The organism is Streptacidiphilus sp. MAP12-20, from assembly GCF_041262525.1.
Lineage (GTDB): Bacteria > Actinomycetota > Actinomycetes > Streptomycetales > Streptomycetaceae > Streptacidiphilus.
The window spans coordinates 25059-51611 of record NZ_JBGCCK010000013.1 but is presented as its reverse complement, the minus strand read 5'-3'; the positions used below and the strand labels follow the sequence as shown (position 1 = coordinate 51611).

Here is a 26553-nt window from a genome sequence, read left to right as displayed (position 1 = left end):
ACGCGGACACGCCCTCCGCTGCTATTCGAACGAAAATCCGACCATCGACGTGATCTTCGTCGGCCTCAGTCCTGCAGGGCCCGCTTGGTCACCTTCCCCATGTCGTTGCGCGGCAGCGCGGCCAGCAGGCGCAGGGCACGCGGTCGCTTGTGGGGGGCCAGATGCCCGGCGACGTGGTCCGCGAGCTCCGCCAGGCTCGGCGGCGCGGCCGGGTCGGCGGGGACGATCCAGGCGACGATCCGCTCGCCGAGGTCCGGGTCTGGTTCGCCGGTGACGGCGGCGTCGGCGACAGCCGGGTGTTCGAGCAGGACGTTCTCGATCTCGCCCGCGCCGATCTTGTAGCCGCCGCTCTTGATGAGGTCTGTCGACTTGCGCCCGACGATCCGTACCGAGCCGTCGGCGTCCAGGGTCGCCATGTCCCCCGTGCGGAACCAGCCGCCCTGGTCGAAGGCGGCCGCCGTGGCCTCGGGGCGGCCCAGGTACTCCGTGAACCGGCTCGGGCCGCGGACCTGGATCTCGCCGACCGTCTCGGGGTCGGGCGCGATGAGCGGCCGCCCCTCCTCGTCGACCAGGCGCAGCTCCACCCCGCGCAGTGGCGTGCCGACGCTGCCGGGGCGGTGCGGGAGGCCGGGCCGGACGCTGGTGTTCATCAGCGTCTCGGTCATCCCGTAGCGCTCGACGACCGTGCGGCCGGTCGCCGCGGTGATCGCCTCGTGGTCCCGGCGGGACAGCGCTGCGGAGCCCGAGACCAGCAGCCGCGCCTGCGCCAGCGCCTTCGCCAACTCCGGCTCGGCCGAGACGGCTTCGGCGATCCGGTGGTACATCGTCGGCACACCGAAGAGCATCGTCGCGCCGCCTGCGAGCTCGGCCTGTACAGCGCCGACGTCGAACCGGCCGAGGTGGCGGACGCTGCCGCCGACGTGCAGCGGGCCGAGGATGCCGAGGACGAGTCCGTGCACGTGGAACAGCGGCAGCGCGTGGACCAGGACGTCGTCCTCGGTCCAGGCCCAGGCCTGCGCGAGCGCGTCGAGGGTGGCCCGGACCGCGCGCCGGGACAGCACGACGCCCTTCGGTGGGCCGGTGGTCCCGGAGGTGTAGACGACCAGCGCAGCCGACTCTTCCTCGGGCTCCTCACAGAGGGCGGGAAGCGGTAGGCCCGTCGGAGCGAGGTCCGCCGATACGCGGGGGAGCGCGGCCAGCGGCTCGGGCAGCGCCGCGTCCGCGGCGGCCAGGACGAGGTCGGGCGCGCTGTCGGTGACGATGTGCGCGAGCTCGCGCGCGCCGCTGCCGGGGTTGACCGGCACCACGGGCACGCCGGCCAGCAGCGCGGCGACGGCGCCGACGGCGGTGTCCAGGGTGGGCGTGGCCCAGAGCGCGACCCTGGTCGCCCCGGCGAGCCGTACGGCGGTCGCCGTCGCGGCGGCGTTCAGCGCGGAGTAGTCGAGCGACCGCTCGCCGAAGCGCAGGGCGGGCCGGCCGCCGGCCGTGGTGAGCGCGGGAAAGAGGGGGGCCATCCGGACTGCTCCTCAGCTCTGGACCGTGGTGGTCACCCACAGACTCTCAGCTGCGGCGCCGCCGGTCACGGCGCAGCCGCTACGGAGCGGACCCGGTTGTCGCGCTCGGCCGCGGCGACAGCGGACTCGGGCCGGCGCGGGCGGGCGCGTCACCAGCCACCCCGTCACCAGCCACCGCGTCACCAGCCACCGCATCGCCGGAGGCCGGGTGCCCGCTGGTCAGCTCCCCGCTTCGGGCGCGCGGCCGAGGACGCGGTCGAGGTAGGGGTTGGCGAAGACACCCGCCGGGTCGACTGTGTCGCGGATCGCGACGAAGTCGTCGAAGTGCGGGTAGCGCGGGCGCAGTTGCTCGGCGTCGAGGCCGTGCATCTTGCCCCAGTGCGGTCGGCCGCCGAAGGAGCCGAGGATGCTCTCGCAGGCGTCGAAGTACCGCCGGTAGGGCATCCGGTGGTACTGGTGGAAGGCGATGTAGCAGCTCTCGCGCCCCTGGGCGGTGGAGAGCCAGATGTCGTCGGCGCCGGTGAAGCGGACCTCCAGCGGGAAGGAGACCCGCTCGTCCTGGGCGTCGATCCAGCGCCTGATCTCCCGGAGCGCGTCCACGGCGTGCTCGCGCGGGATGGCGAACTCCCCTTCGTGGAAGCGGACATCACGCGGGGAGGCGAAGACGCGGAAGGAGAGGTCGGTCCACTCGCGCGCGGACATGGCCCGCGCCGCGAAGCGAGTGATCGGCGGGACGAGGGCGGGGAAGCGCGTGCCGACCCGGTTGAGCGCCTCGAAGCCCAGGCCGCTCACGGTCTCGTCCAGGCGGCGGCTGAGGGCGCCGATCGGCTGCAGCGTGGCCGTCCCGACCGGGAGGCGGCGGAAGCGTCGGGTCAGCGCGGTTTCGCTGTGCGGGAACCAGAAGAACTCGAAGTGGTCGTTGTCGTCCGCGAGTTCACGCACCCGGCCGAGCACCTCGGCGATCGGCATCGCGACGTCCCGTGCGTGCAGGGCGAAGGCCCGCACGCACTGCAGCGTGACGGAGGTGAGGATGCCGAGCGCGCCCAGGCCGACGCGGGCCGCGGCGAAGAGCTCCGGCTGCTCGTCGGCGGAGCAGCGGACCAACGAGCCATCGGCGAGGACGAGTTCGAGCGCGCGGACCTGCGTCGCGATGCCGCCGAAGCCGATGCCGCTGCCGTGTGTGCCGGTGGAGATCGCGCCGGAGACGGTCTGCCGGTCGATGTCGCCCATGTTCTCCAGGGCGAGGCCGTGCTCGGCGAGCAGCGGATTCAGCTTCCACAGCGGCATGCCCGCGTCGACGGTGACCAGCCCGGTCTCCCGGTCCACCGAGCGCAGCGCATCCATCGCGTCCATCCGCAGCTGCACGTCGGGGGCGACAGCAGTGGGGCTGAAGGAGTGACCCGCTCCGATGGCCTTGACCCGCAGCCCGTCGCGGACCGCGTCGCGCACGGCGGCGGTGACCTCCTGCGCGTCCGCCGGAAGCAGCACGCGCACCGGGGAGGCCTCCTCGTTCCCTGCCCAGTTGCGCCATACGCCGGTCATGTCCGGAGCCCTCTCGTCGGGTTCGACAGCTTTCCGGAAGGTTGAACCTGGTCAAGTGTCCAAGTCAAGAGTCCAGGAGGATTGACTTGGATGCTTGACCAGGTACCTTGAGGCCCGGAATCACTCGTCCGAACGGAGCCGCGATGACCCGCCTGTCAGCCGACATGCGCCGCGAGCAGCTGGTCGACGCGGCGATCCGGGTGATGATCCGCGACGGCGTGGGCAAGGCGACCACCCGGGCGATCGTCGCCGAGGCGGGCGTGCCGCTCGGGGTCTTCCACTACTGCTTCCGCTCGAAGGAAGAGCTGCTGCACGCCGTGATCGAAGGCATCATGCAGCGCGCCCTGCCGCCCACGACGACGGCCACGCCGGACGACCGGTCCCCACGGGGGATCATCCGCGGCACGCTGCACGCCTACTGGGACCAGGTCCGGGCCCGCCCGGACGAGCAGATGGTCACCTATGAGCTCACCCAGTACGCCCTGCGCCAGCCAGGTCTGGCCGAGGTCGCGCGCCGCCAGTACCAGCACTACCTCACGCTCTACAGCGACCATCTGGAGGCCATCGCTCAGGTCGCGGGCATCCGGTGGACGGTCCCGGTCCCGGTGCTCGCCCGCTACGGCCTCGGCCTGATGGACGGTCTGACCCTGAACTGGCTCATCGATCGCGACGACGTCCAGGCCTCGGCGGCGCTGGACGAGTACGCGGCCTACCTGAGCAGCGTGACGGCCCCCGGGGTCTGACCGATGGCCTGCCTCACCGGCGGGCCGCGCCCGGCAAAACTGTCGTGCCGGAGCAGACTGGGGCCATGAGCGAGCGCATCGTGATCACTTGGCCGGAGATGCGGACGCGGCTCGCGTCGGCCCGCAACTACTGGATCTGCACCGCGTCCACGACCGGGGGCCCGCACGCGATGCCGGTCTGGGGCGTCTGGGTGGGCGAGCGGCTCTGGTTCAGCACGGGCGCGGGGACGGTGAAGGCCAGAAACCTCGCGCTGGACCCCCGGGTGAGCGTGCATCTGGAGAGCGCCACCGAGCTCGTCGCCCTGCAGGGCTCCGCAGCGGCCGTCCCGTCCGGGGAGCGCCCGGCCGAGGTGGACGCGGCCTACGCCACCAAATACGTGCTGCCGCGCACGGGCGAGCCCGCTGTGATCGAGATCGGCAGCTCGCCCGTCTTCGCCGTGACGCCGAGGACGGTCTGCGGCTGGTTCGAGGGCGCCTTCGCCGAGTCCATGACCCGCTGGCGCTTCCCCGGCCCGGTCGCGGAGCCGATGAGCTACCCGGCCGACCCGGCGTGACACGAGCTGAAGCGGGTCAGGGCAGCGGGGCGAGGTCCGGTGCGACCCAGGAGGCTCGTGCGGTCGGGCCGGCCAGCAGCTCGGCGGAGTAGAAGCGGCTCAGCAGGTCCTTGTCGAGCAGCTCCGGCGCCGCGAGGAGGAAGCCCTCGAAGTCCGCGGTGGGCTGGGCGGCTGCGTGGTGGGCGACCAGCTCGAGCCAGGCGCGGGTCATCGTCGCGTGGTATTTCCCGGGGGCTCCTGCCGCCTGCGCGGCCTGCCGGATGCCGGTGTCGACGAGTTCCAGTGCCGCCGCGGGCCCCAGCCGGCTGACCGCCAGCCAGGTCAGGTGGATGTGCTGGCGGTGGCCGAAGCGGTCCGCGCCCGGCGCGGCGAGGACTTCGGCGAGGAGGTCGGCGAAGGTCATCGCGAGGACGCCTCCGTCAGCGCGCGCAGCACGGCATGGAAACCGGCGACGGCCTCCGGTGGCAGGCCGGTCAACGCGCGGCGCTCCAGCCCGGCCACCGTCTGCGCGATGGTGTCGGCGGTGGCCCGCCCTGAGGGTGTGAGCTCGATCAGGACCGAGCGGCGGTCGCCTGCCCGCATCGCCCGGGTGATATGGCCGCGGCGCTCGAGGCGGTCCAGGACGCCGGTGAGGGTCGTCGGGCGGACGCCTGCCGCCGCGCCCAGCTGGGAGACGGTGCGGCCTTCGCCGTCGGCGAGGTTGGCGAGCGCGTTGATCTCGGAGGGGGTCAGGTCGAGGTCGACCAGTTCCGTGGCCAGCAGGTGCAGTGTCGCGTGGGTCGCGCGCTGGAGGGAGAGCAGGGCGGAGGCCGGGGCGGCGGTTTCTTCGTTCTCGGACATCACGATTATGGATAGTACGGTTTCGCACTATTGACTGCAAGTGCCGGCCACAGAGATTCCACAAAGTGCCTTCCTACGCTCCCCGAGCGGATGGGCCGTCAGGCCGCTCATCCGCCCACGCAGCACGGAGTACGGATGGAGAACCTCATGTCCCGAATCAAGCCGAAGCGGGTCCGCCTCGCGGTCGCCGGGATCGCGGTCGCCGGCAGCCTGCTCGCCGCAAGCCCCGCGTACGCCGCGAACGGCGGTACCGCGAGCGCCGCCGCGCACGCTCCCAAGGGGGACGGCGCCCACGCGCTCTGCCTGCGCGTGCCGAAGCTGGAGCGGCGCCTGGAGCGGGCGCTCGACCGGCTGAACGGCAGCGTCACCGTGCCCGGATCGATCGCGCGCCTGCAGCTGCGAGTCGACAACGCCAACAAGCTCGGGCACAAGGCCATCGCCACCTACCTGCAGGACCGGCTGAACACCCGCAAGGCGATGGTCGGCACGATCACCCAGCGGCAGACGGACCTCCAGGGCGTGAAGACCTGGTGCGCGGCGAACGACAACGGCAAGGGAGCCGGCTGAACATGCGCGTCAACCGCATGACGCGGCGGCTGGCCGCCGGAGTACTCGCCGCCACCGCCCTGCTGGGCGTGACCGCCTGCGGCGGCAGTGGTGCCACGGGTGGTGGCGCGGGCGGCGCGGCTCCGGCCGCGTCGTCGACGCCGGCCGCCGGTTCGTCGGCGTCGGTGCAGCAGGAGCAGGCGAAGGTCGACGCCGCGCAGTCGGCCGCGAACGCGGCGGACTCGGACGCGGCGAGCGATCCGACGCAGAAGTAGGCCCGTCGGGGGAGTCCGGGAATCCCCGCGCCGGGACGGGTGAGGGTGTGTCAGTGTGCGTGAATGACTCCCCTCACCCCCTCCCTTCCGCGTCAGCTTGCCCGCACGCGCCGGTTCAGCCTCGGCGCGCCCGACCAGCTCACCGTCACGGCCGACGGCAAGGCTGTGCTCTTCCTGCGCAGCCGGAGCGGCACCGATCCGGAGACCTGCCTGTGGGCCAGGGACCTGGCCGACGGCACCGAGCGCTTGATCGCGGATCCCGCCGCCCTGGGCGCCTCAGGCAGCGGGATCGGCGGCTTCGCGACCGACGCGAGCGGACGCCTCGCGGCATTCGCCCTGGCGGGCGAGCTGTGGGTGGCCGACGCCGGGCAAGGGCAGGGCACGGTACGGCGACTGCCCACCGCCGGACCGGTCGCCGAGCCGGTACCGGACCCGACCGGGCGGCGGGTCGCCTACCTGAGCGGCGGCGCGCTGCGTGTCGTCGGCGTGGACGGGACGGGTGACCGCGCGGTCGCCGCGCCCGGACCGGAGGACGGTCCGGAGGTGTCCTACGGTGTCGCCGAGCACGTCGCGACGGAGTCGATGGGCCGCTACTCGGGGTACTGGTGGTCGCCGGACGGCGAACGGCTGCTGGTGACCAGGGTCGACCAGGCCAGGGTCGCGGTCTGGTACGTCGCCGACCCGGCGAACCCCGCCGTCCGCCCCCGAGCGGTCCGCTACCCGGCCGTCGGCACCGCCAACGCCGAGGTCAGCCTCCACCTGGTCTCCGCGACCTCCGATGCCGGACGGGTCGACGTCGCGTGGGACCGGGAGGCCTTCGAGTACCTGACGGCGGCCGGCTGGGACGCGCACGGCCCCTACGCCGCCGTCCAGAGCCGCGATCAGCGGACCGTCCGTGTCCTCGCCGTCGACCCGGCGAGCGGTGCGACCACGCTGCTGCGCGAGCAGCACGACGCGGCCTGGGTCCAACTCGTCCCCGGCCTGCCTCAGCGCACCGCCGCCGGCGCGCTGGTCACGCACCTGGATCTCGGGGACACCCGCCATCTCGCCGTCGACGGCGAGCCGGTCACGCCGCCCGGGCTGAACCTGCGCGCGCTGCTGAGCGTCGACGGCGACACGGTTCTCTTCGCCGCCACCACGGAGGCGGACCCCTTCTCCACCCACCTGTGGCGCTGGAGCCACGGCGGCGAAGCCGGGCTCGTCGAGCAGCTGACGCACCGGCCCGGCGTCCACAGCGGCGTGCTGCGCGGCGGAACGCTGGTCCGGCCGCAGGACGTGCCCAGCCGCGCCGAACAGCCCGCGCTCCCGCTGCACAGGACGCTGCTCCGCGTCGGCGAGCGCCGTCTCTGCGCCGCCGTGCACCTGCCGTCCTGGCACGCCCCGGGCGAGCGACTGCCGGTGCTGCTCGACCCCTACGCCGGACCGGCGATGCAGCGGGTGACGGCCGATCAGGGCTGGGCCACGCACCTGTCCCAGTGGTTCGCGGAGCAGGGCTTCGTCGTGCTGGTCGTCGACGGCCGCGGCACGCCGGGCCGAGGGCCGCGCTGGGAGCGGGAGGTGCACGGTGACGTCTTCGGCCCGCCGCTGGACGACCAGGTCGACGCGCTGCACGCGGTCGCGGCGGAGCATCCGGAGTACGGGATGGACCTGGACCGGGTCGCCATGCGCGGCTGGTCCTACAGCGGCTCGCTCGCCGAGGCCGCGGTGCTGCGCAGGCCGGACGTCTTCCACGCGGCGGTGGCCGGCGCCGGGCTCACCGACCAGCGGCTCTACGACGCGCACTGGCGCGAGCGCTTCCTCGGCCACCCGGAGGCGAACCCCGACGCCTACGCGGCCTGCGACCTGCTGCGCGACGCGCCGAAGCTGCGCCGCCCGCTGCTGCTGATGCACGGCCTGAGCGACGACAACGTCTTCGCTGCGAACACGCTGCGCCTCTCCAGCGCCCTGCTCGCGGCCGGTCGCCCGCACGAGACGCTGCTGCTGAGCAGCTCAGGGCACCGGATCACCGACGAGGCCGCGGCCGAGAACATGCTGCTGCACCAGCTCGCCTTTTTGCGCCGCGCGCTGTGCTGAGCCTGCGCCGCGCGCTCGGCTGAGCGAGGGCGGTCAGACGCCGGTGACGGTGGTCAGCAGGACGACGGCGTCGCTGAGCGCCATAAGGTCGTGCCGCTCGTGTGGCAGCCCCGCGAGCTCGCCGGCGGCGAGCTCCACCATCCCACCGGACTCGGTGCTGAGCTGCACCTGCCCGGCCAGCACCAGCAGGGTGGCGGCGTGCGGCGACTCGTGCTCGCCCAGAACGGATCCCTGGGTGAGCGCGATCAGTGACTGCCGCAGCATGTTGTGGTGCAGCAGCAGCCGAGTGGCCCGCCCGTGCGGCGACTGCCGGGCCTGCGTGAGCTGGGACTCGGCGACGAGCGTGAGTTCGTCCATGGGTTCAGTGTGTGGCGGCGGCCCGCCTCCTGCACTCCGTGAGCAGCTCTGAAGGGATAGAGGGATCAATCGCCCATAATTAAAGATCTTGTAAAGATTGCGCGTGTTGTGCAAGTTTGTCCTTTTTGTCTAGGGCATCGTGATCTTCGTTCGCCACGGGGACGGCGATTCACGGGGATCTCGGAGGGACGACACATGCGGCGCGCAGTCACGCGCATTCTTTCTGCCTTGCTCGCTTCGGCTGTGCTGCTGCCCGTGCCCGCCTCGGCCGCGGGCAGCCCGCCATCCCCGCAGCACAAGGCCCAACGCGCGGCATCAGGCGCGGAGCTGACGGTCAAGAAGGAAGCGGTCGACGTTCCTTCGCCGCTCACGCCTGGTGGGGTCTTCAGCTACCGCCTCACTGTCTCCTGCTCCTCGCTGACCACCGCCTGCGAGAACGTCGTCCTGGACGACGATCTTCCGCGCGGCCTGGAGGTCACCGCGACGCCGAACTCGACGCCCACCCGCACGGTGGTCTTCGACGCCACGAGCAAGCACCTGGCCGTCACCTTCAAGGAGTCGATCGGCGGCGGAAAGACTGGCCTGCCGGGCGGCGTCAGCCGTACGTTCGACGTCGCGGTGCGCGTGCCGGTGGACACGAGCTACCCCGACGGGCAGATCGTCACCAACACCGCCAAGGCCACCGCCGACAACGCGCCGCCCGCCTCGGACAGCGCGGACGTGAAGGTCAGCGTGCCGCGCTCGGTCAAGCCGGTCGGGACCAAGAGCTGGGCGCCCGCCTCCGGCGTGGCCGGGTCGGGGACGCAGACGACGATCACCCTGGGCGTGCGCAACGGGTCCGCCGGTGCACAGGCTGTGGACAGCCTGCGGATCGACGACGCGACGCTCGACACCTGGCGCACCTTCGACCTCACCGGCCAGCCGCAGGTCACCGGCTTCCCCGCCGGTGCCGACCGGGCCCAGCTGCTCGTCTGCACCAAGCCGGTGGCCACTCCGTGCAACCCGGGCGAGCAACAGGCCGGGCCGGTCACGGCCGGTCCCGGGCTGGCGCTGCCCGCTGGAGTGACGCCAGGTCAGGTCACTGCCGTGCGAGTTGTGTTCACTAACGCGGCCGGCACGAAGCTGCCGCCCAGCGCCACCGCCGGGCAGGTCGCCCTGCCGATGAAGCTGCGGGACACCCTGCGGAGTGACGGTTCCCCGCTGCGACCGACGGTCCGCCAGCGCATCGACAACTGCGCGGCGCCCAGCGCCGAGGACGCCGCCGGGATCACCAACGGCGCCACCGCGTGCGCGCCCTTCGACATCCTGCCGAACCAGGCCACCATCGACCTGAGCAAGCAGTACTTCTCCGACGTCACCGGCAGTTACAAGGCCAACGGCACCGCACTGCTGGGCCAGAAGGCACCCGTGTCCGCCGTGGTCACCGGGAAGAACACCTCGCCGTTCCCGGTGCAGACGCTGACGATCAGCGAGCCGTCCACCACCGCGGCCTCCCGCTTCTCCGCGCTGGACGTGAAGACGGTCCGGCCCACCTTCCCGAGCGGCGCGACCGCTGCGAAGCTGGAGATCACCTGCCGGGACGGGAGCACGCTGCCGAGCGTCCCGCTGACGCCCGCCGACAGCGGCAAGGACCGCAGCGTCGACTGCCCGGCAGGCGGCGCGCCCGCCCGCGTCTCGATCACCTACACCGGTGCGATCGCGGTCAACGCCTCCGCCGACCTCGGCGTCCACGGCGCGCTGAACGGCACCGAGACGCTGGCCGACGTCGCCACCGGCCTCTCCGACTGCGCCGACGGCGCGGCCACCAACCCGGCCGACGGCAGCGGCAGCGCCGCCGCGACCGCCTGCGCCAACCTGGCGCTGCGGCAGGCCACGCAGTCGGTCAGCGGCAGCAAGAGCTCCAGCCAGAACGAGATCGCCAAGGGCCAGCCGGTCGACTTCAACCTGACCATGAGCAACGGCGGCAACACCGAGCTCAGCGGGCTGACCATGACCGACCCGGTGGACCCGACCGCCGCGGACAACCTCTTCAAGCAGGTCCGCGTCGTCAACTTCGCGGTCGTCGGCAGCCAGCCCAAGGGCATCACCCCGAACCTGGAGGTCTACGACCCCACCACCTCCGCCTGGGTCGCCTACAACGCGTCCGACACCGCACTGCTGACCCGGGCGACGGGTGTCCGGGCGGTCGTCTCCGGCGCGGTCCCGGCCTCGGCCAGGATCAACCTGGCGCTCACCGTGCAGCTGCGCGACAACGCCGCGGAGAGCGGCAGCTTCCGCAACTGCGCCAGGATCAGCGCCGGCGTCGCCATCCCGTACCGGGACGCCTGCGCGCCGGTGACGACGGTCGGCCCGCAGCGGGCCGGGGCCTCGCTCGGCAAGACGATCTCCCCCGGCACGGTCGCCCGCACGCTGAACGGCGTTCCGCCGCAGAACGCGCAGGTGCAGCTGAAGGCGGCCAACACCGGCAACCTCGACCTGAAGCAGCTCGTCGTCACCGACGTCGACCAGGGCTTCTTCGACTCGGTCGACTTCAAGGGCATCGACAAGGTCAACTTCCCGCCCGGCGCGGACCGGGTCCGCGTCGACGTCTGCACCACCGACTGTGCGGGCGGTGTCTTCGTGCAGGGCACCGTCACCGCGAGCAGCACGCCCGGCCTGCCGGCCGGTGTCAGTGCGGCCGACGTGCGGGGCATCCGCTTCACGTTCATCAGCAGCACCGGCGGCTACGCCCTGCTGCCCGGCGAGAACTTCCCGGCCACCGGCGCCTGCCCGGGCGCCACCGCCTGCTTCAGCGTGACGCCGCGCGCGACGCTGCGCTCCAAGCCGGCGCAGGAGATCCCGGCGAGCACCCCGGACACCGCGACCGGCGGCTACGAGACCCGGCTGCAGAACCCCGGCCAGCTCGCCCCGATCCCCGACGCCCAGGCCACGCTGAACGTCAACGACGGCAGCGCGCAGCTGCGGATCGACAAGAGCCCCGACTCGAAGGTCGGCCCGGGCGAGCCCGTGCCGTTCACGCTGACCGTGCAGAACAGCGGCACCGGCGTGATCCCCGACCTGGTCGTGGCCGACCCGGTTCCGGCGGGCCTGCGCTTCGACGAGAGCTTCCGCGGCTCGGGCGGTCTGCCCTTCGACATCACCTTCGAGGTCCCGGCGGGGACGCCCGTCCCCGCTGCCTCGGACGCGGTCTTCGCTCCCGAGCGGGCGGCGGACGGCACCGTCACCAAGCTGCTCTGGCGCTTCCCCAAGTGGCAGATGCTGCCCGGCTCGACGGTCCGGATCACCTTCCAGGCCCACTTGGCCGGCGGCACCGTCGCGGGCGCCACGATCCGCAACACCGCAGGCGCGAGCTCCCAGACGCGCTCGGACGTCAGCTGCGACCTGCACACGCCCCGCAACGGGCAGGTCGTCGACGACGCCCAGTACGGCCCCGGCCGGTTCTGCACCTCGTACGCGCAGGTGACCACCGTCGCGGGCGCGGCCTTCGACGCCTTCAAGTGGGTCTCGGGCACGCCGAGTCTGGGCTGGTGGGACAGCGTCGCCCAGCAGCGCGTGCCGCTGGGCGACCCGCGCTGCCCGCAGCTGAACGTCGCCGGACGCGACTACACCCGCTACCCCTGCGTGGCGCTCAACCTGCCGGGCGAGCCGCACCACTTCGTCATCAAGCTCACCAACACCGGTACCCAGCCCGCCACTCAGGCGCAGCTGCTCGACGTCCTGCCGCACCCCGGTGACACCGGCGTGCTGCTCGGCAGGGAGCAGCGCGGCACCGAGTGGGACCGTTCGCCGACGCTGAGCGGCGCGCCGACCCTGCTCTCCGGTCCCGGCACGTTGGGCGTCCGCTACTCGCGCGACGCCTCACCCTGCAGTGACAAGGTGCCGACGCCGAACCGCAGGTGCGACGCGGTGAGTTGGGAGTCCGGCTTCGACGCCAAGGCGCTCGGTCTGGAGATGCAGCTCGACTTTCCGACGCCGCTCGCCCCCGGTGACGGCGTGGTCATCGACCTGCCGCTGACCAGCCCGAACGACCTGGCCGACGTCAACACCTCGGGCCTGTCGCTGGCGTGGAACTCCTTCGCCCACCGCGAGACCGTCAGCGGCGGCGCGAAGGGTGAGACCACGCTGCCGGTGACCGAGCCGCCCAAGAGCGGGATCGGCCTGCTGTTCGGCGGCCTGCAGGCGGAGAAGCTGGTCGAGAACCCACCGCCGGGCGGCGTCGCACCGGGGCCGTTCACCTTCGAGTACGAATGCACGGTCGGTGGCGCGACGGTCCGCAGCGGCAGCGCGCAGGTGACGGCGGACAAGCCGATGCGGCTCTCCGGGATCCCGGCGGGCGCGACCTGCCTGGTCTGGGAGTCGGACCCGGCGGGCGCGGTCAGCGACCACCCGGACAAGGCCCACGCGGCCTCCGTCGTGATCGAACCCGAACTGGAAGGCAAGGGCGCGGCGACGGTGCTGATCAAGAACGCGTACCCGCCCTACCCGCTGATCATCACCAAGAAGGTGACCGGCGCGGCGGCGAGCCTGGTCGGCCAGGGTCCCTTCACCGTGGCCGTCGACTGCAAGTTGAACGAGGTCTCCGAGCCTGGCTTCCCACGCGATCTGGTCTTCGACGGGGCAGGAAGCAAGGTCATCAGCAACCTCCCGATCGGCGCGCGCTGCACGGCCGTCGAGACCGACAAGGGCGGCGCGACGAGCTCGAAGGTCACGACTGAGCACTCCAGTGATCCACAGGTCGCGGTGGTGAACTCCCTGCCTGGGGAAATCGCCACGCTGGTGGTCGCCAACGACTTCCCGGCGGGCGGACTGACCGTCGAGCAGACGATCAGTGGGCCGGGCGCGGCCAAGGCGAAAGGCCCGTTCCAGTACGAGATTTCCTGCTCCTTCGACACGAAGCGCGATGTGGTGAAACGTCAGATCTCACTGGCCAAACCGAAGTTGACGGAGACGCTGACCGGAATCCCGGCGGGCGCAGGATGCGAGGTGCGGCAGACGGCCAACGGCGGCTCCGACCGGACGACGATGCCGAAGGGCCCGTTCACGGTCCCGCCGAACGGTGTGGTGACGGTGCCCGTGGACAACCACTTCCCGGCCGGGTCGGGAGGAGTTATCCACAAGCCACCGACGGCTACGCCCGATCCTGTGGATAACTCCAACGGCGGAACCGGCGGTGACGGAAGCGGTACCGGCGACCTCGCCCACACGGGTGGCGGCACGCCCTGGCAGCCGTTCGCGCTCGGCGGGCTGCTCATGATCGGCGTCGGACTGGCGTTGCGGAGCGCCGTGCGCCGACGCAGCTCCTGATCGGCCGGACACCAGGCGGATCGGGACGACAGCGGCCCCGGGGGAAGAGGCACCCCCGGGGCCGCATCCATGCCTGCCGGCGGGGAATGTCCTTCCCGAGGATGAGTCGACCCCTAGTCGGAACGAGGTGGAGCAGCCGCAGACCGGGACCGTGGGCTGATGTATCGCCCGCTTTGTCGGGCTACGGTGCAGAAGTGTTGAACAACCTGCTCGCAGCGGTGAACCCGATGAACGGGTCCTCGCTGCTGTCCGCGTTCGGCGCGCTCGCCGTGCTGGTCGTGACCTTCGCCGAGTCCGGCCTGCTGATCGTGGGCTTCTTCCTGCCCGGGGACACCCTGCTGTTCCCTGCCGGAGTCCTCTGCGCGACGGGCGCGGCGCACGGGGGGACGAGTCTGTCCCTGTGGCAGGTCATGCTCTGCGCGGCGGTCGGCACCTGCCTGGGCGCGCAGTGCGGCTACTACATCGGCCGCCGTGGCGGCCGCGCGATGCTGGCGCGGTCGCGCAGCGCGCGGTTGAAGACGGTGGTGGCCCGCGGCGAGGAACTGCTGAACCGCTACGGGCAGCGCAAGGCGATCGTGATCGGCAAGTTCGTTCCGATGGTCCGCACGGTTCTCGGCCCGGTGGCCGGCGTCCTGGAGGTCCCGACGAAGACCTTCACGCTCTGGCAGGTGGTGGGCGGCGTCGTCTGGTCCCAGAGCTTGATCCTGCTGGGCTTCTGGCTGGGTGCGGCGGTCCCGGGCGTGGACAACTACCTGCTGCCGCTGGTCGCCCTGGTGGTCGTGGTGTCCTTCCTCCCGGTCCTTTTGCAGCGACGTCGCCACTGAAGGGGCGCGGGGAACTGCGCGACAAGCCACCCACGCAGCTGGCAGGCCGAACGAGCAGGGCCATCCGCACAGGGTGGTTACTCGCGCAGTTCGCCGCGCCCCTGGAGGTGGTTGCAACTACAGCATGGTGATCAAGGCGAAGCCCGCCGCCGCTGCCGCGAGGCCCGCCGCCAGAGAGCCCAGGACGTTAAGCGTGGCCTCCGTCAGCGACCGAGCGCCCAGCAAGCGCAGCGTCTCGTAGCCGAACGTCGAGAACGTCGTCAGCCCCCCGCACACCCCCGTCCCCACGAACAGGCCCACGTCCGGCGACCAGCCATGCCGCGCCGCGCCCGCGGCCACGCCGCCCAGGACGAACGAGCCCACCACGTTCACGGTGAGCGTCCCCCACGGGAAGACGCTGTCGTGCCGTGCCTGTACCGCCCGGTCCGTCAGATACCTCAGCGGAGCGCCCAGCATGCCGCCGAGGAACACCAGCAGGACCGCCATCAGTTCACGACCTCCACCGGGTCCAGCGTGATGAGCCCGTTCCCCTCGCCCACGATCTCCCGCACCTGCGGGACGAACGCCCGGATCTTCCGCTCCTCGTCGATGACCACCACCGCCATCGGCAGGTCCTCGGCCAGGTCCAGCAACCGCGTCGTGTGAACGCGCCCGCTCCGGCCGAAGCCCTCGATGCCGCGGAAGACGCCTGCGCCGGCCAGCCCCGCCGCGTGCGCGCGGTGGACGATCTCGGTGTAGACGGGACGCCGTTCCCACTGCGCGCTCTCGCGCAGGTAGACCGTCAGCCGCAGCGCGGGAGTGTTCATGGCTTCCGTCCTTCCGTCGCCAGCCGGACCGCCGCCGCCCCCGCCCAGACCGCCGCCGTCCCGACCACCACGCTGCCCAGCAGGTACGCCCCTGCCGTCGCGTAGTCGCCGGAGGCCAGCAGCCCACGTGATTCCAGCATGGCCGTGGAGAAGGTCGTGAAGCCACCGCAGATGCCGACGCCCAGGAAGGGGCGGCGATAGCGGGACGGCGGCCAGATCTCCAGGACCAGGTACATCAGCCCGCCCAGCACCGCGCAGCCCACCACGTTCGTGGTGAACGTGGCCCACGGGAAGCCCCCCGCGGGCGTCGGCCACGCACGTGACAGTCCGTAGCGGGCGACGCTGCCGATCCCGCCGCCGAGCGCGATCAGGGCCAGGACGTCGAGGTCCCGACGCCAACGCCCACGCTCACCGCGTTCACCTGCTGTCACGGCAGCATGCTAACCGCCCGGTCGGACGTCAGGGCGCGGAGTTCGGGACGCTGGGGCTCAGCGCGTAGGCGCGGGTCGGGGTCATCCCGCCGTAGCCGGGGAGGGACACCGTGTCGAAGGTGCTGACATCCGCGCAGCCGCCCTGGTCGCCAGTCTGGTTGTGCGAGTTCGCCAGCGCGGCCTTGGTGTTCACCGGCGCGGGCGCCGAGCCGCCGCCGGGGAAGGAGGTGCCCGACGGCCAGTCCGCCCCTATCAGCAGCACCATGCTGCTGCTGGTGCCCTGCTTCAGCGCGGAGGCCTTCAGGCCCAGGGTCTTGGCGACCGCCTGCGCCTCGGCGGCCTTGCCCGCCGGGTAGCTGAGGCTCGTCGTCGCGGCGGAGGAGCCGCTCAGCGCGGTGGTGCGCTGGCTGTAGCCGGCGCTGATCAGGGCCTGCGAGACGGAGCCCGCCCGGCCGGAGATGCCGGTGCCGTTCTCGACCTTGACGGCGATGTCGGCCGGGTTCACCGGGGCCGCTGTCGGGGCGGCCGAGGCCGAGGTGGCGCTGCCGCCCTTCGCCTTGCTGGTGATCACGCTCAGCGACTGGTCATTGGCGATCGAGTCGAAGAGCGACTGGGCGCCGGGGGCTATGACCACGCGCGAGTTGTTGGTCGGCGAGGGCTGGGTCTGCATCGTCACGAAGGTGATGTTGCTGATCGAGAACTTGTTCAGCTCCGAGGCCAGTCCCAGCAGCTTGTCGATGCTGCCGAGCCCGGTGTCCACGGTGAGCGCCTTGGTCGCGGCGTTGGCCAGGCTCCACAGCGCGGCGGGGTCGGTCAGCGTGCCGGAGCTCTTCACCTTCTTCAGGATCTGCGACATGAAGAGGTGCTGCGCGTAGGTGCGGCCCAGGTCGCTGCCGTCGCCGAAGCCGTGCCGGGTGCGGACGAACTCGAGGGCGGAGACGCCCTTGAGGGTGTGCGTGCCGGCCGAGAGCTTGAGGTGCGAGTAGGGGTCGTAGACGTTCTTGTTGACGCAGACCGACACGCCGCCGATCGCGTCCGACATGTTCACGACGCCGTTGAAGGTGACCTTCATGAAGTGGTCGATATGGATGCCGGTGAGCTGCTGGACTGCCGCCACGCTGCAGCCGGGACCCCAGTTCAGGGCGCTGTTGATCATGTCCGTGTGTTCCGGCTGGGTGGCCGCGTCCGCAGTGGTCTTGCACTGCGGGATCGTCGTCTCCAGGTCGCGCGGGACGCTCATCACCGTCGCGTTGGAGCGGTCCGCGGAGACGTGCAGCACCATCTCGACGTCGGCGCGCGCGCCGGGGCTGCCGCAGTCGCCGCCGAGGTTGCAGTCGGCAGCGGTCTTCCGCTCGTCCGAACCGATCAGCAGGATGTTGATCGGGCTGCGCCCGAAGGCGTCGACCTTCTCCGCGCCGGCGCTGCCCTTGCCGGAGTAGAGGTCGGACGAGGAGATGTTGCCGTTCAGCGTGGACCACGCGTACCAGGCGCCACCGCCGATGACCACGGTCAGTGAGAGGCCGATGATGCCCGCGACCTTCAGGCCCTTGTGGTTCTTCTTCCGGCTCCTGCGGGCGGCCGCCCGCCCGCCGGGAACGGCGTCTTTCGCGGAGGACGCGGTCGAGCCCCGACGTCGGCCCTGGCCTGCGGCACGATTCTCGGTCACTGTCCCATCCTCTGCAGCGGCGGTCCCGGCACTCGGCTGCGCAATGTAGCAAGCCTCGGTGTGGGGTCCCTGAGAGACCGGTGTCGGTCCCTGTCTTCCGGGGTATTAGGGGCCGACTCTGCCACAGGAGCGGATGCGAACGGAACGGCGGGGGTCACAAGTGCGCTGTTTGTAACGAAGCCCGAACATGCGCGCATTGACGCTCGCGGCGCCCCCACAGGAAGATGAGGGGTCGTTATCAAGCCGGTACTGAGGCCCGAAGGGCGCAACGCACTCGTGATTGTGATCGACGCCGTCACCAAGCGGTATCCCGATGGGACCACCGCGGTCGACCGGCTGACGCTGGAGATACCCGACCGATCGATCACGGTGCTGGTGGGACCGTCCGGGTGTGGCAAGACGACCACGCTGCGGATGATCAACCGCATGATCGAGCCGAGCGGTGGCCGGATCCTGCTGGACGGCCAGGACATACGCGAACGCCCGGTCAACGCGCTGCGCCGCTCCATGGGCTATGTGATCCAGAACGCGGGCCTCTTCCCGCACCGGACCATCATCGAGAACATCGCCACCGTCCCCCGCCTGATCGGCTGGGACCGCGCCCGCTCGCGGAAGCGGGCGACGGAGCTGATGGAGCGGGTCGGCCTCGACCCCGCCCTCGCCAAGCGCTACCCGTACCAGCTGTCCGGCGGCCAGCAGCAGCGCGTCGGCGTCGCCCGCGCCCTGGCCGCGGACCCGCCGGTGCTGCTGATGGACGAGCCCTTCTCCGCCGTCGACCCGATCGTGCGCAAGGGCCTGCAGGACGAACTCCTGCGGATCCAGGCGGATCTCGGCAAGACGATCGTCTTCGTCACCCACGACATCGACGAGGCCATCAAACTCGGTGACCATGTCGCGGTGCTGCGCAAGGGCGGTCACCTGGCCCAGTTCGCGCCGCCACCCGAGCTGCTCTCCGCGCCGGCGGACGCGTTCGTCGAGGACTTCCTCGGCGCGGACCGGGGCATCCGGCACCTGTCCTTCTTCACCTCGGCCGGTCTTGAGCTCACCGCCGAGCCGATCGTCGCCGAGGACAGCACGGCCGAGCAGATCCGGGCCCACAGCATTCCGCAGACCCCTTACGTGCTGATCGCCGACAAGGAGGGCCGCCCGCTCGGCTGGGCCCACGCGGCGGACCGCGCGGACGGCGTCCGCCACGAGCTGCTGCCCCACGGCCACGCCTTCACCCTCGGCCGCGACTCGCTGCGCGCCGCGCTGGACTCGGCGGTCCTCTCGCCGACCGGCTGGGCCGTCGCCGTCGACGCCGAGGGCCGCGCGATCGGCGTGGCCGCGCAGGAGACCATCGCCTCCGCGATCCGGAGCGCGCACGCCGAGCGCGGCAGCGTTGCCGGCGGGACCGGCGGGACCGGCGGGACCGGCGACGGGCTCGAGCGGGGCGTCCTGGCGTGAGCTTCTTCGACCGGTTCTTCCAGGTCCCGAGCGACCTGCAGAACAGCTGGTGGGGTCTGGTGGGCTGGCAGCTCCACCTCACCCTGCTCCCCGTCTTCTGGGGCCTGCTGCTGGCGCTGCCGCTCGGACTGCTCTGCGCGCGCTTCCGCTGGCTCTACCCGCCGGTGCTGGGCATGGCGACAGTCTTCTACGCGATTCCCTCGCTGGCCTTCTTCGTCTTCCTGATCGACGTCACCGGCGAGACCCCGATCACGGTCGAGATCCCGCTGACCATCTACACCCTGGTGGTGCTGGTCCCGGCGATCGTGGACGGGATGCGCTCGGTCGCCGAGGAGACCCGGGCCGCCGCGACTGCGATGGGCTTCGGCACGCTGCGCCGCTATCTCCAGGTGGAACTGCCGATCGCCGTCCCGGCGATCATCGCGGGCCTGCGGGTGGCCACGGTCTCCAGCATCAGCCTGGTCAGCATCGGCATGCTGATCGGCAACCAGGGCGCGCTGGGCAACCTGCTCTCCGACGCCATGAACTACCACCGCCCGCTGCTCGCCTGGGACGCGGTGCTCACCATCGCCGTCCTCGGCGTACTGCTGGACGCCCTGCTGGTGCTGGCCCGACGGCTGCTGACGCCCTGGGCGAGGAAGGCGACCACCACGTGAACCTGATCGGCTTCGCCCAGACCTTCTTCGACGACCCGACCCGCTGGTCCGGCGCCGACGGCGTACCGGCCCGGCTGGCCGAGCACGTGGAGTACTCGCTGCTGGCGCTCGCGATCGCGATGCTGATCGCCCTCCCGGTGGGCCTGCTCACCGGCCACACCGGCCGCGGCGGCAACGCGCTCGCCGCGCTGGCCACGGCTGCACGGGCGCTGCCGTCCTTCGGCCTGCTGGTGCTGCTGACCATCATGATGGGCCTCGGCCTCACCCCGGTGATGGTTCCGCTGGTGGCCCTGGCGGTCCCGCCGATCCTGGTGACGACGTACGAGGCGATGCGTGGCGTGGACCCCGCGCTGGTCGACGCTGCGCGCGGCATGGGACTCCCGTGGGCGCGCGTGCTCTGGCAGGTGGAACTGCCGGTGGCGCTCCCGCTGATCCTGAGCGGCATCCGCTCGGCCGCGGTGCAGATCGTCTCTACGGCGACGATCGCGGCGTACGTCTCCTTCGGCGGCCTGGGCCGCTACATCGTCGACGGTCTCTCGCAGGTCCGCTACGACAAGGTCGTCGGCGGCGCGGTCCTGGTGGCCGGCCTGGCGCTGGCGACGCTGGGCGTCTTCTGGATCCTGGGCAAGGCACTTGTCTCACCTGGAGTACGGCGCTCGCGCTAACAGGGGCGCGGGGAACTGCGCGAGTAACCACCCTGTGCGGATGGCCCTGTGCGTTGAGGACCATCCGCATGCCCGTGGCTTGTCGCGCAGTTCCCCGCGCCCCTGGTGGTGCAACTGGCCCTCTGTCGTGACCTGTCGCGCCCACGCGCCGGAGGCGCGCATCAGTTGTAACTGGACCGTCTGCCTAGCGTTCCGCGCGTTCCAGGGCGAGCTCCAGAACCACAAGCAACGCGTCCCGCACGCTGCCGCGTTCGCGCGCGTCGAAGAGGACGAGGGGGACCGCGTCGGGGATGTCCAGCGCCCAGCGGACCTCGTCCAGGTCGTGGTCGAGGTTGCCGTCGAAGACGTTGATGCCCACCGCGAAGGGCAGGCCCTTGTTCTCGAAGTAGTCCACCGCCGCGAAGCAGTCGTCCAGTCGGCGGGTGTCCACGATCACCAGCCCACCCAGCGCGCCCGCCACCAGGTCGTCCCACATGAATCCGAAGCGGTCCTGCCCCGGCGTGCCGAACAGATACAACTTCAGCGTCGGGTCCAGCGTGATGCAGCCGAAGTCCATCGCCACCGTCGTGGTGGTCTTGTGCGGAGTGTGCGTCAGGTCGTCGACGCCGGCCGCGACCTCCGTGATGGAGGCCTCCGTCGTCAGCGGTTCGATCTCCGATATCGATGCCACGGTCGTGGTCTTACCCACGCCGAAGCCGCCCGCGATCACCATTTTGACCGGCAGCGGCGGGCGGCCCGAGCCGGACGTGGAGGAGTTAGGCAGGGCGGTTGTTGTCACGCGTGAGGCCTCGTGAGTCGGGGACGGCGCGCAGCCCCTCGATCACCCGGCGCAGGACGGAGAGATCGTGGGCGGTGCCGGCCTGGGGTGCGTGGACGGTCAGTTGGCGCGCGGAGCGCAGATCGCCTGCGACCACGCGCACCACGTTCAGGTGCAGGTGGAGTCGCGCAGCGAGCTCCGCGAGCGACAGCGGTGCGCGGCAGGCCGCGACGATGTCGTGCTGTTCGAAGGTGAGCGTCGGCAGCGCGGTGAGGCCGTCGTTGGTGGCCACGACCTGCGTCTCCAGCGGGAGCTTCGCGTCGTCGCTGACGCGTCCCGCGGTGACCAGGAAGGGCCGCACGGCCAGGCTGCGTCGCTGCGGCTCGGGGGCCTGGCCGATCGCGCCGGGCTTCACCGGCTTCGCCGGTTCGTCGTCGTCCGCCATGACGTAGGGCCGCAACGGGCGGACCACCGCGTCACCGCGTCCGGCGACGCTCACGCCCCGACGCCGTTCTTCAACTCCATGATCAGCTGGGGACTCAGCGCGGCGCCGGCCCGGTTGGCGAAGAGCGTCATCTCGTAGGCGATGTTGCCGAGCTTGGCCTCCTTGGAGGCCACCACCCCGAGCACGCAGCCGTTGCCGATCGAGGAGACCAGCAGGTGGCCGCCCTCCAGGTCGATGATGACCTTGTTCAGGCCGCCCAGGCCGTAGTTGCCCGAGGCCCCCGCCGCCAGGCTGGTGATGCCGGAGACGATCGCCGCCAGCCGCTCGGAGTCGGCGTGGTCGCGCAGCCGGGAGACGGCGATCAGGAGGCCGTCGGAGGAGACCGCGATGGCGTCGACCACGCCGGCGGTATCGGTGGCGAAGCGGCCCAGCAGCCAGGTGAAGTCCGCCGCGGCGCTCTGCAGGTCCTGCACGGTGGGCTCGGTGGTCACTGTCCCACTCCTTCCGTCTTCTTGGGGTTACCGGTGGTGCCGGTGGGGCTGTGTGTGCTGTCGCGCTCGGCGCGGTTCACGGCGTCCTCGAACTCCTCCAGCTCGGACCGGACTTCCTCCGGGTCGGCCGGTCTGGCAGCGATCCGGTCGCCGATGCCCTGGTCTTCGCGCAGGGTCGCCCCGCGCACCCGTCGTCGCAGCGGTCCGCGCGTCTCCTCGTCGCGGTCGTCCCCCCGCGACGGGGAGGGCTCGGCCGGCGCCGCCGCCGCCGGCTTGCGCAGCGGGAGGCCCGCCGAAGAGGTCGCCGAACCTTGTGTGGCGGACGGGAGTTCACGCGGAGCGCGGCTGCGGGGGAGGGCCGGGGTGGCAGGCTCGGCCGGGCGGGCGTGCCGGGCTTCGGGCTCGCGGCGCGGGGCGAACAGGTCGGCGCTGGGTTCCAGGTCCGGCTCGCGCCAGCCGCCGCGGTCGACGCCCGCCTCGCGCGTCGGCAGCGCGACGGCGGCCGCTGCGGCCGCCACCACCGCAGCCGCGGGCGCGGACGCCGAGGCGGGCAGCACCGACGTGGGCAACACCGACGCGGGCGCTTCCGTGTCGGCGAGCGAACCCGTCGGGGACCAGGTGCGGCCGGCCCGGGGCGTGGTCGGGGTGACCAGGTCCGTCGGGACCGCCACCCTGCTGGTCACGCCGCCGCCGGGGGTGCGGGCCAGGGTGACCTGGACGCCCCAGCGGCGGGCGAGCGCGCCGACGACGAAGAGGCCGAGCACCCGGGTCGGCGCCAGGTCCAGCCGCTCGCGGCGGACCAGTCGCGCGTTCTCCTCGGCCAGCCGCTCCGAGCTCATGCCCAGACCGTGGTCGACGATCTCCAGGACCGCCTGCCCGCCCTGCTCGCGAATCGTCACCGCGACCTCGCTGTGCGCGGGCGAGAAGGAGACCGCGTTCTCCAGCAGCTCCGCAAGCATCAGCACCAGGTCGCCGACGACGTCCGGCGAGACCGTCGCGTCGGCCTCCGCCGCGAGGCGGACCCGCTCGAAGCCCTCGATCTGCCCGAGCGCCGCGCGCACGACATGTGTCAGCTCGGCCGGACGGCCGTCCAGTTCGGTGTCCCTGATGCCGGCCAGCAGCATCAGCGAGTCCGCGTTGCGTTGCAGGCGCACCGCGATGTGGTCGATCCGGTAGAGCTGGTCCAACAGCTCGGGGTCGGTCTCGCCGCGCTCGACGGAGTCGATCAGCGTCAGCTGGCGGCCGGTCAGGTTGGCGACGCGGCGGCCGACGTTGCCGAACATCTCGGCGATGTTCCGCCGGCTCTGCACCTGCCGTTCCAGCAGCGCGCCCGCGGTCTGCTGGACCTGGTTGAACGCCTTGGCGAGCTCGCCGATCTCGTCCTCCGCCAGGATCGGCAGGTCCTCCAGGTTCGGAGTGCTGTCCGCGCCCTCGGCCGAGTCCTCGTCCGCGACCCGGGCCAGCTCCTGCGCGGAGAGCTCGGAGACCCGGCGGGCCGCCTCGGTCACGCGCTGGAGCGGGCCGAGGATCGAGCGGCGGATCAGCGCCAGCAGCGCGACCCAGCCGAAGAAGATCAGCGCTGCCAGTCCCAGCAGCAGCGAGGCCTGCCACCAGGCCTGCACCGAGGCGGCGTGCGCCTCGGCGGCGATCTCCGGGATCAGCTGGCGGGTGATCGCCAGTCGCTGCTGCGACTCGGCCACGACGTCGGGCTGCAGGTTCTGCGCCCGCTGCCACCCCTCCGCCTTGCTCAGCTTCCTGGTGTCGCCCATGCCGCTGGCCTGCAGCAGGAGTTCGGCGTGCGCGGCGTCGAGGGCCGTCTCGTGGACGTTGAAGTCGATGTTGCCGACCAGCTTCGCGCGCGGCGCGTTGTTCGCGATCTGCTGGAAGCGCGCGAGCTGGAACTGGTAGAGCCGGAAAGCGCCCTCGGTCGCGCTGAACTGCGAGAGCGCGTCCACGTTGCCGGTCTGGGCGGAGAGCAGCGCCGTCTCGAACTGGGCGTGCGCCGCGTTCACCCAGAGCAGCGCCTCCAGCTCGTCGGCCAGCCGTGCGGTGGTCTGGTCCTGCTGCGGCGCGGTCAGGTGGAGTCCGTTGAGCAGCGCCTCGGTCAGCGGGTTGTAGGCCGTGTCGATGTTGTCGGTCGGCAGCTTTCCGTCCGCGACGGCGGTGCGCGGGGTGTCGAGCGCGGCGCTCATCCCGTCCAGGACGGCGGCGATGTCCACCGGAAGGCTCGACCCGAAGGTCGAGCGGACCTTGTCGGCCTGATGGTCGGTCGCCCGCTGGGCGGCCAGGTAGTCGGTGAGGATCCGGTCCTTGTCGCGCGGCGACTCCGAATAGCTCTCGAAGTAGAGGATCGCCTGGCCCTGCTCCTGTTGCAGGTCGTCGACGAGCTCCGCGACGCTCCCGCTCGCGCCGAGCAGGGCGGCCTCGTGCGCGGCGGACTGCGCCTGGCTGACCTGGCCGTTCACGTAGACGGCGAAGAGCACCGAGATCATGGCGAGCGGGACCGCGATCAGCACATTGAGTTTGCGCCGGAACGGCAGTCGGGCCAGACGGCGTCCGAGCCGGTCGGCCAAGGTGTCCAGGGAGGACAAGAGGAACTCCTACTGCCCCTGCGAGCCTACGTGTTGACGATTGCTCTTTCGATCAGGTCGAACCTGAGCCCGCCCCCCGAACCCGTGACCGCGGCGAGACTACCGGTTCCCCGGCCGGTTTGTCAGAGTCGCCTGTGAACTTTGCGCTACAAAGCCCGGGTTGGGCTTCCTGTTTCGGCCACCGGAGGACCACTATCGGTCGGTCGCGGGGGTGGATCGTGACCAGAAGGGCGTTGACTCGCCTCTTCACCAATGGTTTTGATCATCCGTGAGACAGAACAGCGAAACCGATCGTCGCGTCAGCGAACGCTTCCAAGATGCCGGAATGGAACAGTGACCTCCTCTTTCACCTCCTCCTCCAGTCGCACCCGTATAGCGGCCGTGCTTGTCGCCTCCGCAGCTGCTGTGAGCCTCTCCGCGTGCGGTTCGTCCAGCTCCAACAACAGCAACCCGCTGGTGGCCCCGACCACTCCCGTGGCGGGTGGCACCATCACCATCGGCAGCAACAACTTCGCCGAGAGCACGATCCTGGCCGACATCTACGGCGAGGCGCTGAAGGCCAAGGGCTTCACCGTGAAGTACCACGCCAACATCGGCAGCCGCGAGATCTCCTACGGCCTGATGAAGAGCGGCCAGATCACCCTGATGCCGGAGTACAACGGCTCGCTGCTCTCCTACCTGGACCCGAAGGCGGCCGCGGCCAGCGTCGCCGACACCGACGCCCAGACCTCCGCCAAGCTCGCCCCGAACCTTCAGCTGCTGACGCCGTCGGCGGCGGAGGACAAGGACTCGCTGACCGTCGACGCGCCGACGGCGAAGAAGTACAGCCTGACCGCCACCTCGACGATCAGCTCGCTGTCGAAGATCGCGAGCAGCCTGACCATCGGTGGCGCGCCGGAGTTCCAGACCCGTGAGCAGGGCATCGTCGGCCTGAAGAGCAAGTACAACCTGACCTTCAAGGGCTTCAAGGCCCTGGACGCCGGCGGCGCGCTCTCCGAGGCGGCGCTGAAGAACGGTGACGTCCAGGTCGCGGACATCTTCACCACGGACTCGTCGATCAAGAAGAACGGCTGGGTGACCCTGGTCGACGACAAGGGCCTCTTCGGCTTCCAGAACGTGCTGCCGCTGGCCGCCAAGACGCTGCCCAGCGGCGCGGGGGACGCGCTGAACGCGGTCTCGGCGAAGCTCACCACCGCGGCGCTGATGGACCTGGACGCCCAGGTCGGCGCGAGCGGCGCCGACCCGCTGGCGGTGGCGGACGCCTGGCTGAAGGCCAACGGCCTGTCTTCCTGAGCGGCGAAAAAGGCGAAAAAGGGGCGTGGGGAGTCGGAAGACTCCCCACGCCCCTTGCCGCTTGTCGGGCTACTCGTCGAGGCCGTCGGTGCGTCCCTGCGCGTCCGGCTGGTCCTCCTCCACCCGGCGCAGCATGCGGTCCAGCGCGGCGGCCAGTTCCGTCCGCTCCTCGGGGGCGGCGTCCTGCAGCAGGCTCTCCTCGAAGACGGCCGCCATCCGCATGGACTCCAGCCACTTCTCCCTGCCGAGCTCGGTGAGCTCGATGTTCACGCGCACCCGGTTGCTCTCGTCCCGGCTGCGGGTCACCAGCCCGGCCGCGGCCATCCGGTCGACCCGGTGTGTCATCGCCGCCGGGGTCAGCCCGATCCGCTTGGCCAGCTCGCCGGGGCCCAGCCGGTAGGGCTCGCCCGCGACGATCAGGGCCTTGAGCACCTCCCAGTCGGGGGAGGAGATGCCGAGGTCGTTGAGGTGTCGCCCGTAGGCGACGGACATCCGCCGCGACAGGCGGCTGAGCGTCGAGACGATCGTCTCGACCTGCGGATCCACGTTCGGGAACTCGCGCTGGTACACCGCGACCTGCTCGCTGATCGCGAGTTCTTGCGGCGGCTCCTGGGACGGGTCGGTCATGGGCCCAGTGTCTCATGCTCAAGGCTTGCGGGATTAAAAGTTTCCCACCGAAGACTTTAATAGTGTACTCTTTCGTTCGATACGAAGAGCAGACAGCCGCAGAGGGC

25 protein-coding genes are annotated in these 26553 nt (G+C 71.4%); 11 read left to right on the top strand and 14 right to left on the bottom strand.

Annotated features, from left to right (window positions below; genetic code table 11):
• Positions 1-65 precede the first annotated feature (65 nt).
• Positions 66-1514: an acyl-CoA synthetase gene (locus ABIA32_RS19040; RefSeq protein ID WP_370096671.1), complete on the bottom strand. Its 1449-nt coding sequence runs from the start codon at positions 1512-1514 to the stop codon at positions 66-68.
• Between the two features lie 219 nt (positions 1515-1733).
• Complete coding sequence (locus ABIA32_RS19035; RefSeq protein WP_370096669.1) at positions 1734-3056, bottom strand: D-arabinono-1,4-lactone oxidase; 1323 nt, start codon at positions 3054-3056, stop codon at positions 1734-1736.
• A 143-nt stretch (positions 3057-3199) separates the two neighbouring features.
• On the opposite strand from ABIA32_RS19035, the gene ABIA32_RS19030 reads away from it, so the two are divergent.
• Positions 3200-3799, top strand: a complete 600-nt coding sequence (locus ABIA32_RS19030; protein ID WP_370096667.1) for a TetR/AcrR family transcriptional regulator — start codon at positions 3200-3202, stop codon at positions 3797-3799.
• A gap of 65 nt (positions 3800-3864) precedes the next feature.
• Positions 3865-4353, top strand: a complete 489-nt coding sequence (locus ABIA32_RS19025) for a pyridoxamine 5'-phosphate oxidase family protein (protein WP_370096665.1) — start codon at positions 3865-3867, stop codon at positions 4351-4353.
• A gap of 16 nt (positions 4354-4369) precedes the next feature.
• Here the strand turns inward: ABIA32_RS19025 and ABIA32_RS19020 are convergent, their stop codons facing one another.
• Positions 4370-4756 carry a hypothetical protein gene (locus ABIA32_RS19020; protein WP_370096663.1) on the bottom strand — a complete coding sequence of 129 codons (387 nt, stop codon included), beginning with the start codon at positions 4754-4756 and terminating at the stop codon, positions 4370-4372.
• On the bottom strand, positions 4753-5193 hold the full coding sequence (locus tag ABIA32_RS19015; protein WP_370096661.1) for a MarR family winged helix-turn-helix transcriptional regulator: 441 nt from the start codon (positions 5191-5193) through the stop codon (positions 4753-4755). The genes ABIA32_RS19020 and ABIA32_RS19015 overlap by 4 nt, the downstream gene beginning before the upstream one ends.
• 147 nt (positions 5194-5340) lie before the next feature.
• Here ABIA32_RS19015 and ABIA32_RS19010 point away from each other — a divergent pair, with 147 nt between their 5' ends.
• The 3 genes from ABIA32_RS19010 (at position 5341) to ABIA32_RS19000 (ending at position 8087) form a co-directional block, all read left to right on the top strand.
• Positions 5341-5760, top strand: a complete 420-nt coding sequence (locus ABIA32_RS19010; RefSeq protein WP_370096659.1) for a hypothetical protein — start codon at positions 5341-5343, stop codon at positions 5758-5760.
• 2 nt (positions 5761-5762) lie between these two features.
• On the top strand, positions 5763-6014 hold the full coding sequence (locus ABIA32_RS19005) for a hypothetical protein (RefSeq protein ID WP_370096658.1): 252 nt from the start codon (positions 5763-5765) through the stop codon (positions 6012-6014).
• Between the two features lie 63 nt (positions 6015-6077).
• Entirely contained in the window at positions 6078-8087 is a 2010-nt protein-coding gene (locus ABIA32_RS19000; RefSeq protein ID WP_370096656.1) for a prolyl oligopeptidase family serine peptidase, read from the top strand.
• 33 nt (positions 8088-8120) lie between these two features.
• Here the strand turns inward: ABIA32_RS19000 and ABIA32_RS18995 are convergent, their stop codons facing one another.
• Positions 8121-8444, bottom strand: a complete 324-nt coding sequence (locus tag ABIA32_RS18995) for a cupin (RefSeq protein ID WP_370096654.1) — start codon at positions 8442-8444, stop codon at positions 8121-8123.
• Between the two features lie 228 nt (positions 8445-8672).
• Here ABIA32_RS18995 and ABIA32_RS18990 point away from each other — a divergent pair, with 228 nt between their 5' ends.
• Positions 8673-13748 (top strand): DUF5979 domain-containing protein, encoded by a 5076-nt coding sequence (locus ABIA32_RS18990; RefSeq protein ID WP_370096652.1) that lies wholly within the window; start codon positions 8673-8675, stop codon positions 13746-13748.
• A 227-nt stretch (positions 13749-13975) separates the two neighbouring features.
• The gene (locus ABIA32_RS18985) at positions 13976-14572 is read left to right on the top strand and encodes a DedA family protein (RefSeq protein WP_370096990.1); all 597 of its coding nucleotides are present in this window, start codon (positions 13976-13978) and stop codon (positions 14570-14572) included.
• A 117-nt stretch (positions 14573-14689) separates the two neighbouring features.
• On the opposite strand, the gene crcB is transcribed toward ABIA32_RS18985, so the two are convergent.
• Genes crcB through ABIA32_RS18965 form a run of 4 tightly spaced genes read right to left on the bottom strand, consistent with a single transcriptional unit; the run spans position 14690 to position 17475 of the window.
• The gene (gene crcB / locus ABIA32_RS18980) at positions 14690-15058 is read right to left on the bottom strand and encodes a fluoride efflux transporter CrcB (protein ID WP_370096650.1); all 369 of its coding nucleotides are present in this window, start codon (positions 15056-15058) and stop codon (positions 14690-14692) included.
• Positions 15058-15378 carry a DUF190 domain-containing protein gene (locus ABIA32_RS18975; protein WP_370096648.1) on the bottom strand — a complete coding sequence of 107 codons (321 nt, stop codon included), beginning with the start codon at positions 15376-15378 and terminating at the stop codon, positions 15058-15060. Before ABIA32_RS18975 ends, crcB begins: the two co-directional genes overlap by 1 nt.
• Positions 15375-15809, bottom strand: a complete 435-nt coding sequence (locus tag ABIA32_RS18970; RefSeq protein ID WP_370096646.1) for a CrcB family protein — start codon at positions 15807-15809, stop codon at positions 15375-15377. The genes ABIA32_RS18975 and ABIA32_RS18970 overlap by 4 nt, the downstream gene beginning before the upstream one ends.
• A 28-nt stretch (positions 15810-15837) precedes the next feature.
• Positions 15838-17475 (bottom strand): LCP family protein, encoded by a 1638-nt coding sequence (locus ABIA32_RS18965; RefSeq protein WP_370096644.1) that lies wholly within the window; start codon positions 17473-17475, stop codon positions 15838-15840.
• A gap of 276 nt (positions 17476-17751) precedes the next feature.
• Here ABIA32_RS18965 and ABIA32_RS18960 point away from each other — a divergent pair, with 276 nt between their 5' ends.
• Genes ABIA32_RS18960 through ABIA32_RS18950 form a run of 3 tightly spaced genes read left to right on the top strand, consistent with a single transcriptional unit; the run spans position 17752 to position 20242 of the window.
• On the top strand, positions 17752-18921 hold the full coding sequence (locus ABIA32_RS18960; protein WP_370096642.1) for an ABC transporter ATP-binding protein: 1170 nt from the start codon (positions 17752-17754) through the stop codon (positions 18919-18921).
• Complete coding sequence (locus ABIA32_RS18955) at positions 18918-19577, top strand: ABC transporter permease (protein WP_370096640.1); 660 nt, start codon at positions 18918-18920, stop codon at positions 19575-19577. The genes ABIA32_RS18960 and ABIA32_RS18955 overlap by 4 nt, the downstream gene beginning before the upstream one ends.
• Complete coding sequence (locus ABIA32_RS18950) at positions 19574-20242, top strand: ABC transporter permease (protein WP_370096638.1); 669 nt, start codon at positions 19574-19576, stop codon at positions 20240-20242. The genes ABIA32_RS18955 and ABIA32_RS18950 overlap by 4 nt, the downstream gene beginning before the upstream one ends.
• A 184-nt stretch (positions 20243-20426) precedes the next feature.
• Here the strand turns inward: ABIA32_RS18950 and ABIA32_RS18945 are convergent, their stop codons facing one another.
• The 4 genes from ABIA32_RS18945 to ABIA32_RS18930 are packed head-to-tail and all read right to left on the bottom strand — an operon-like array spanning position 20427 to position 24526.
• The gene (locus ABIA32_RS18945; RefSeq protein ID WP_370096988.1) at positions 20427-20954 is read right to left on the bottom strand and encodes an ATP/GTP-binding protein; all 528 of its coding nucleotides are present in this window, start codon (positions 20952-20954) and stop codon (positions 20427-20429) included.
• A 43-nt stretch (positions 20955-20997) separates the two neighbouring features.
• Positions 20998-21444 (bottom strand): DUF742 domain-containing protein, encoded by a 447-nt coding sequence (locus ABIA32_RS18940; RefSeq protein WP_370096986.1) that lies wholly within the window; start codon positions 21442-21444, stop codon positions 20998-21000.
• A 50-nt stretch (positions 21445-21494) separates the two neighbouring features.
• Positions 21495-21935 (bottom strand): roadblock/LC7 domain-containing protein, encoded by a 441-nt coding sequence (locus ABIA32_RS18935; protein WP_042453731.1) that lies wholly within the window; start codon positions 21933-21935, stop codon positions 21495-21497.
• A complete protein-coding gene (locus ABIA32_RS18930) occupies positions 21932-24526 on the bottom strand; it encodes an ATP-binding protein (RefSeq protein WP_370096636.1) in 2595 nt (864 codons plus the stop codon). The genes ABIA32_RS18935 and ABIA32_RS18930 overlap by 4 nt, the downstream gene beginning before the upstream one ends.
• A 405-nt stretch (positions 24527-24931) precedes the next feature.
• Between ABIA32_RS18930 and ABIA32_RS18925 the strand changes: the two genes are divergently transcribed.
• Positions 24932-25819: an ABC transporter substrate-binding protein gene (locus tag ABIA32_RS18925; protein WP_370096634.1), complete on the top strand. Its 888-nt coding sequence runs from the start codon at positions 24932-24934 to the stop codon at positions 25817-25819.
• Between the two features lie 69 nt (positions 25820-25888).
• Here the strand turns inward: ABIA32_RS18925 and ABIA32_RS18920 are convergent, their stop codons facing one another.
• Positions 25889-26446 (bottom strand): MarR family winged helix-turn-helix transcriptional regulator, encoded by a 558-nt coding sequence (locus tag ABIA32_RS18920; RefSeq protein WP_370096632.1) that lies wholly within the window; start codon positions 26444-26446, stop codon positions 25889-25891.
• Between the last annotated feature and the right edge of the window lie 107 nt (positions 26447-26553).

What these genes read in the sequence shown, in the direction of transcription:
- ABIA32_RS18985 (WP_370096990.1), top strand. Translation starts at nt 13,976, where the DNA reads ATGAACGGGTCCTCGCTGCTGTCCGCGTTCGGCGCGCTCGCCGTGCTG.
- ABIA32_RS19040 (WP_370096671.1), bottom strand. Translation starts at nt 1,514, where the DNA reads ATGGCCCCCCTCTTTCCCGCGCTCACCACGGCCGGCGGCCGGCCCGCC.
- ABIA32_RS18995 (WP_370096654.1), bottom strand. Translation starts at nt 8,444, where the DNA reads ATGGACGAACTCACGCTCGTCGCCGAGTCCCAGCTCACGCAGGCCCGG.
- ABIA32_RS19015 (WP_370096661.1), bottom strand. Translation starts at nt 5,193, where the DNA reads ATGTCCGAGAACGAAGAAACCGCCGCCCCGGCCTCCGCCCTGCTCTCC.
- ABIA32_RS18940 (WP_370096986.1), bottom strand. Translation starts at nt 21,444, where the DNA reads ATGGCGGACGACGACGAACCGGCGAAGCCGGTGAAGCCCGGCGCGATC.
- ABIA32_RS19025 (WP_370096665.1), top strand. Translation starts at nt 3,865, where the DNA reads ATGAGCGAGCGCATCGTGATCACTTGGCCGGAGATGCGGACGCGGCTC.
- ABIA32_RS18945 (WP_370096988.1), bottom strand. Translation starts at nt 20,954, where the DNA reads ATGGTGATCGCGGGCGGCTTCGGCGTGGGTAAGACCACGACCGTGGCA.
- ABIA32_RS19000 (WP_370096656.1), top strand. Translation starts at nt 6,078, where the DNA reads ATGACTCCCCTCACCCCCTCCCTTCCGCGTCAGCTTGCCCGCACGCGC.
- ABIA32_RS19035 (WP_370096669.1), bottom strand. Translation starts at nt 3,056, where the DNA reads ATGACCGGCGTATGGCGCAACTGGGCAGGGAACGAGGAGGCCTCCCCG.
- ABIA32_RS19030 (WP_370096667.1), top strand. Translation starts at nt 3,200, where the DNA reads ATGACCCGCCTGTCAGCCGACATGCGCCGCGAGCAGCTGGTCGACGCG.
- ABIA32_RS19010 (WP_370096659.1), top strand. Translation starts at nt 5,341, where the DNA reads ATGTCCCGAATCAAGCCGAAGCGGGTCCGCCTCGCGGTCGCCGGGATC.
- ABIA32_RS19020 (WP_370096663.1), bottom strand. Translation starts at nt 4,756, where the DNA reads ATGACCTTCGCCGACCTCCTCGCCGAAGTCCTCGCCGCGCCGGGCGCG.
- ABIA32_RS19005 (WP_370096658.1), top strand. Translation starts at nt 5,763, where the DNA reads ATGCGCGTCAACCGCATGACGCGGCGGCTGGCCGCCGGAGTACTCGCC.
- crcB (WP_370096650.1), bottom strand. Translation starts at nt 15,058, where the DNA reads ATGGCGGTCCTGCTGGTGTTCCTCGGCGGCATGCTGGGCGCTCCGCTG.
- ABIA32_RS18975 (WP_370096648.1), bottom strand. Translation starts at nt 15,378, where the DNA reads ATGAACACTCCCGCGCTGCGGCTGACGGTCTACCTGCGCGAGAGCGCG.
- ABIA32_RS18920 (WP_370096632.1), bottom strand. Translation starts at nt 26,446, where the DNA reads ATGACCGACCCGTCCCAGGAGCCGCCGCAAGAACTCGCGATCAGCGAG.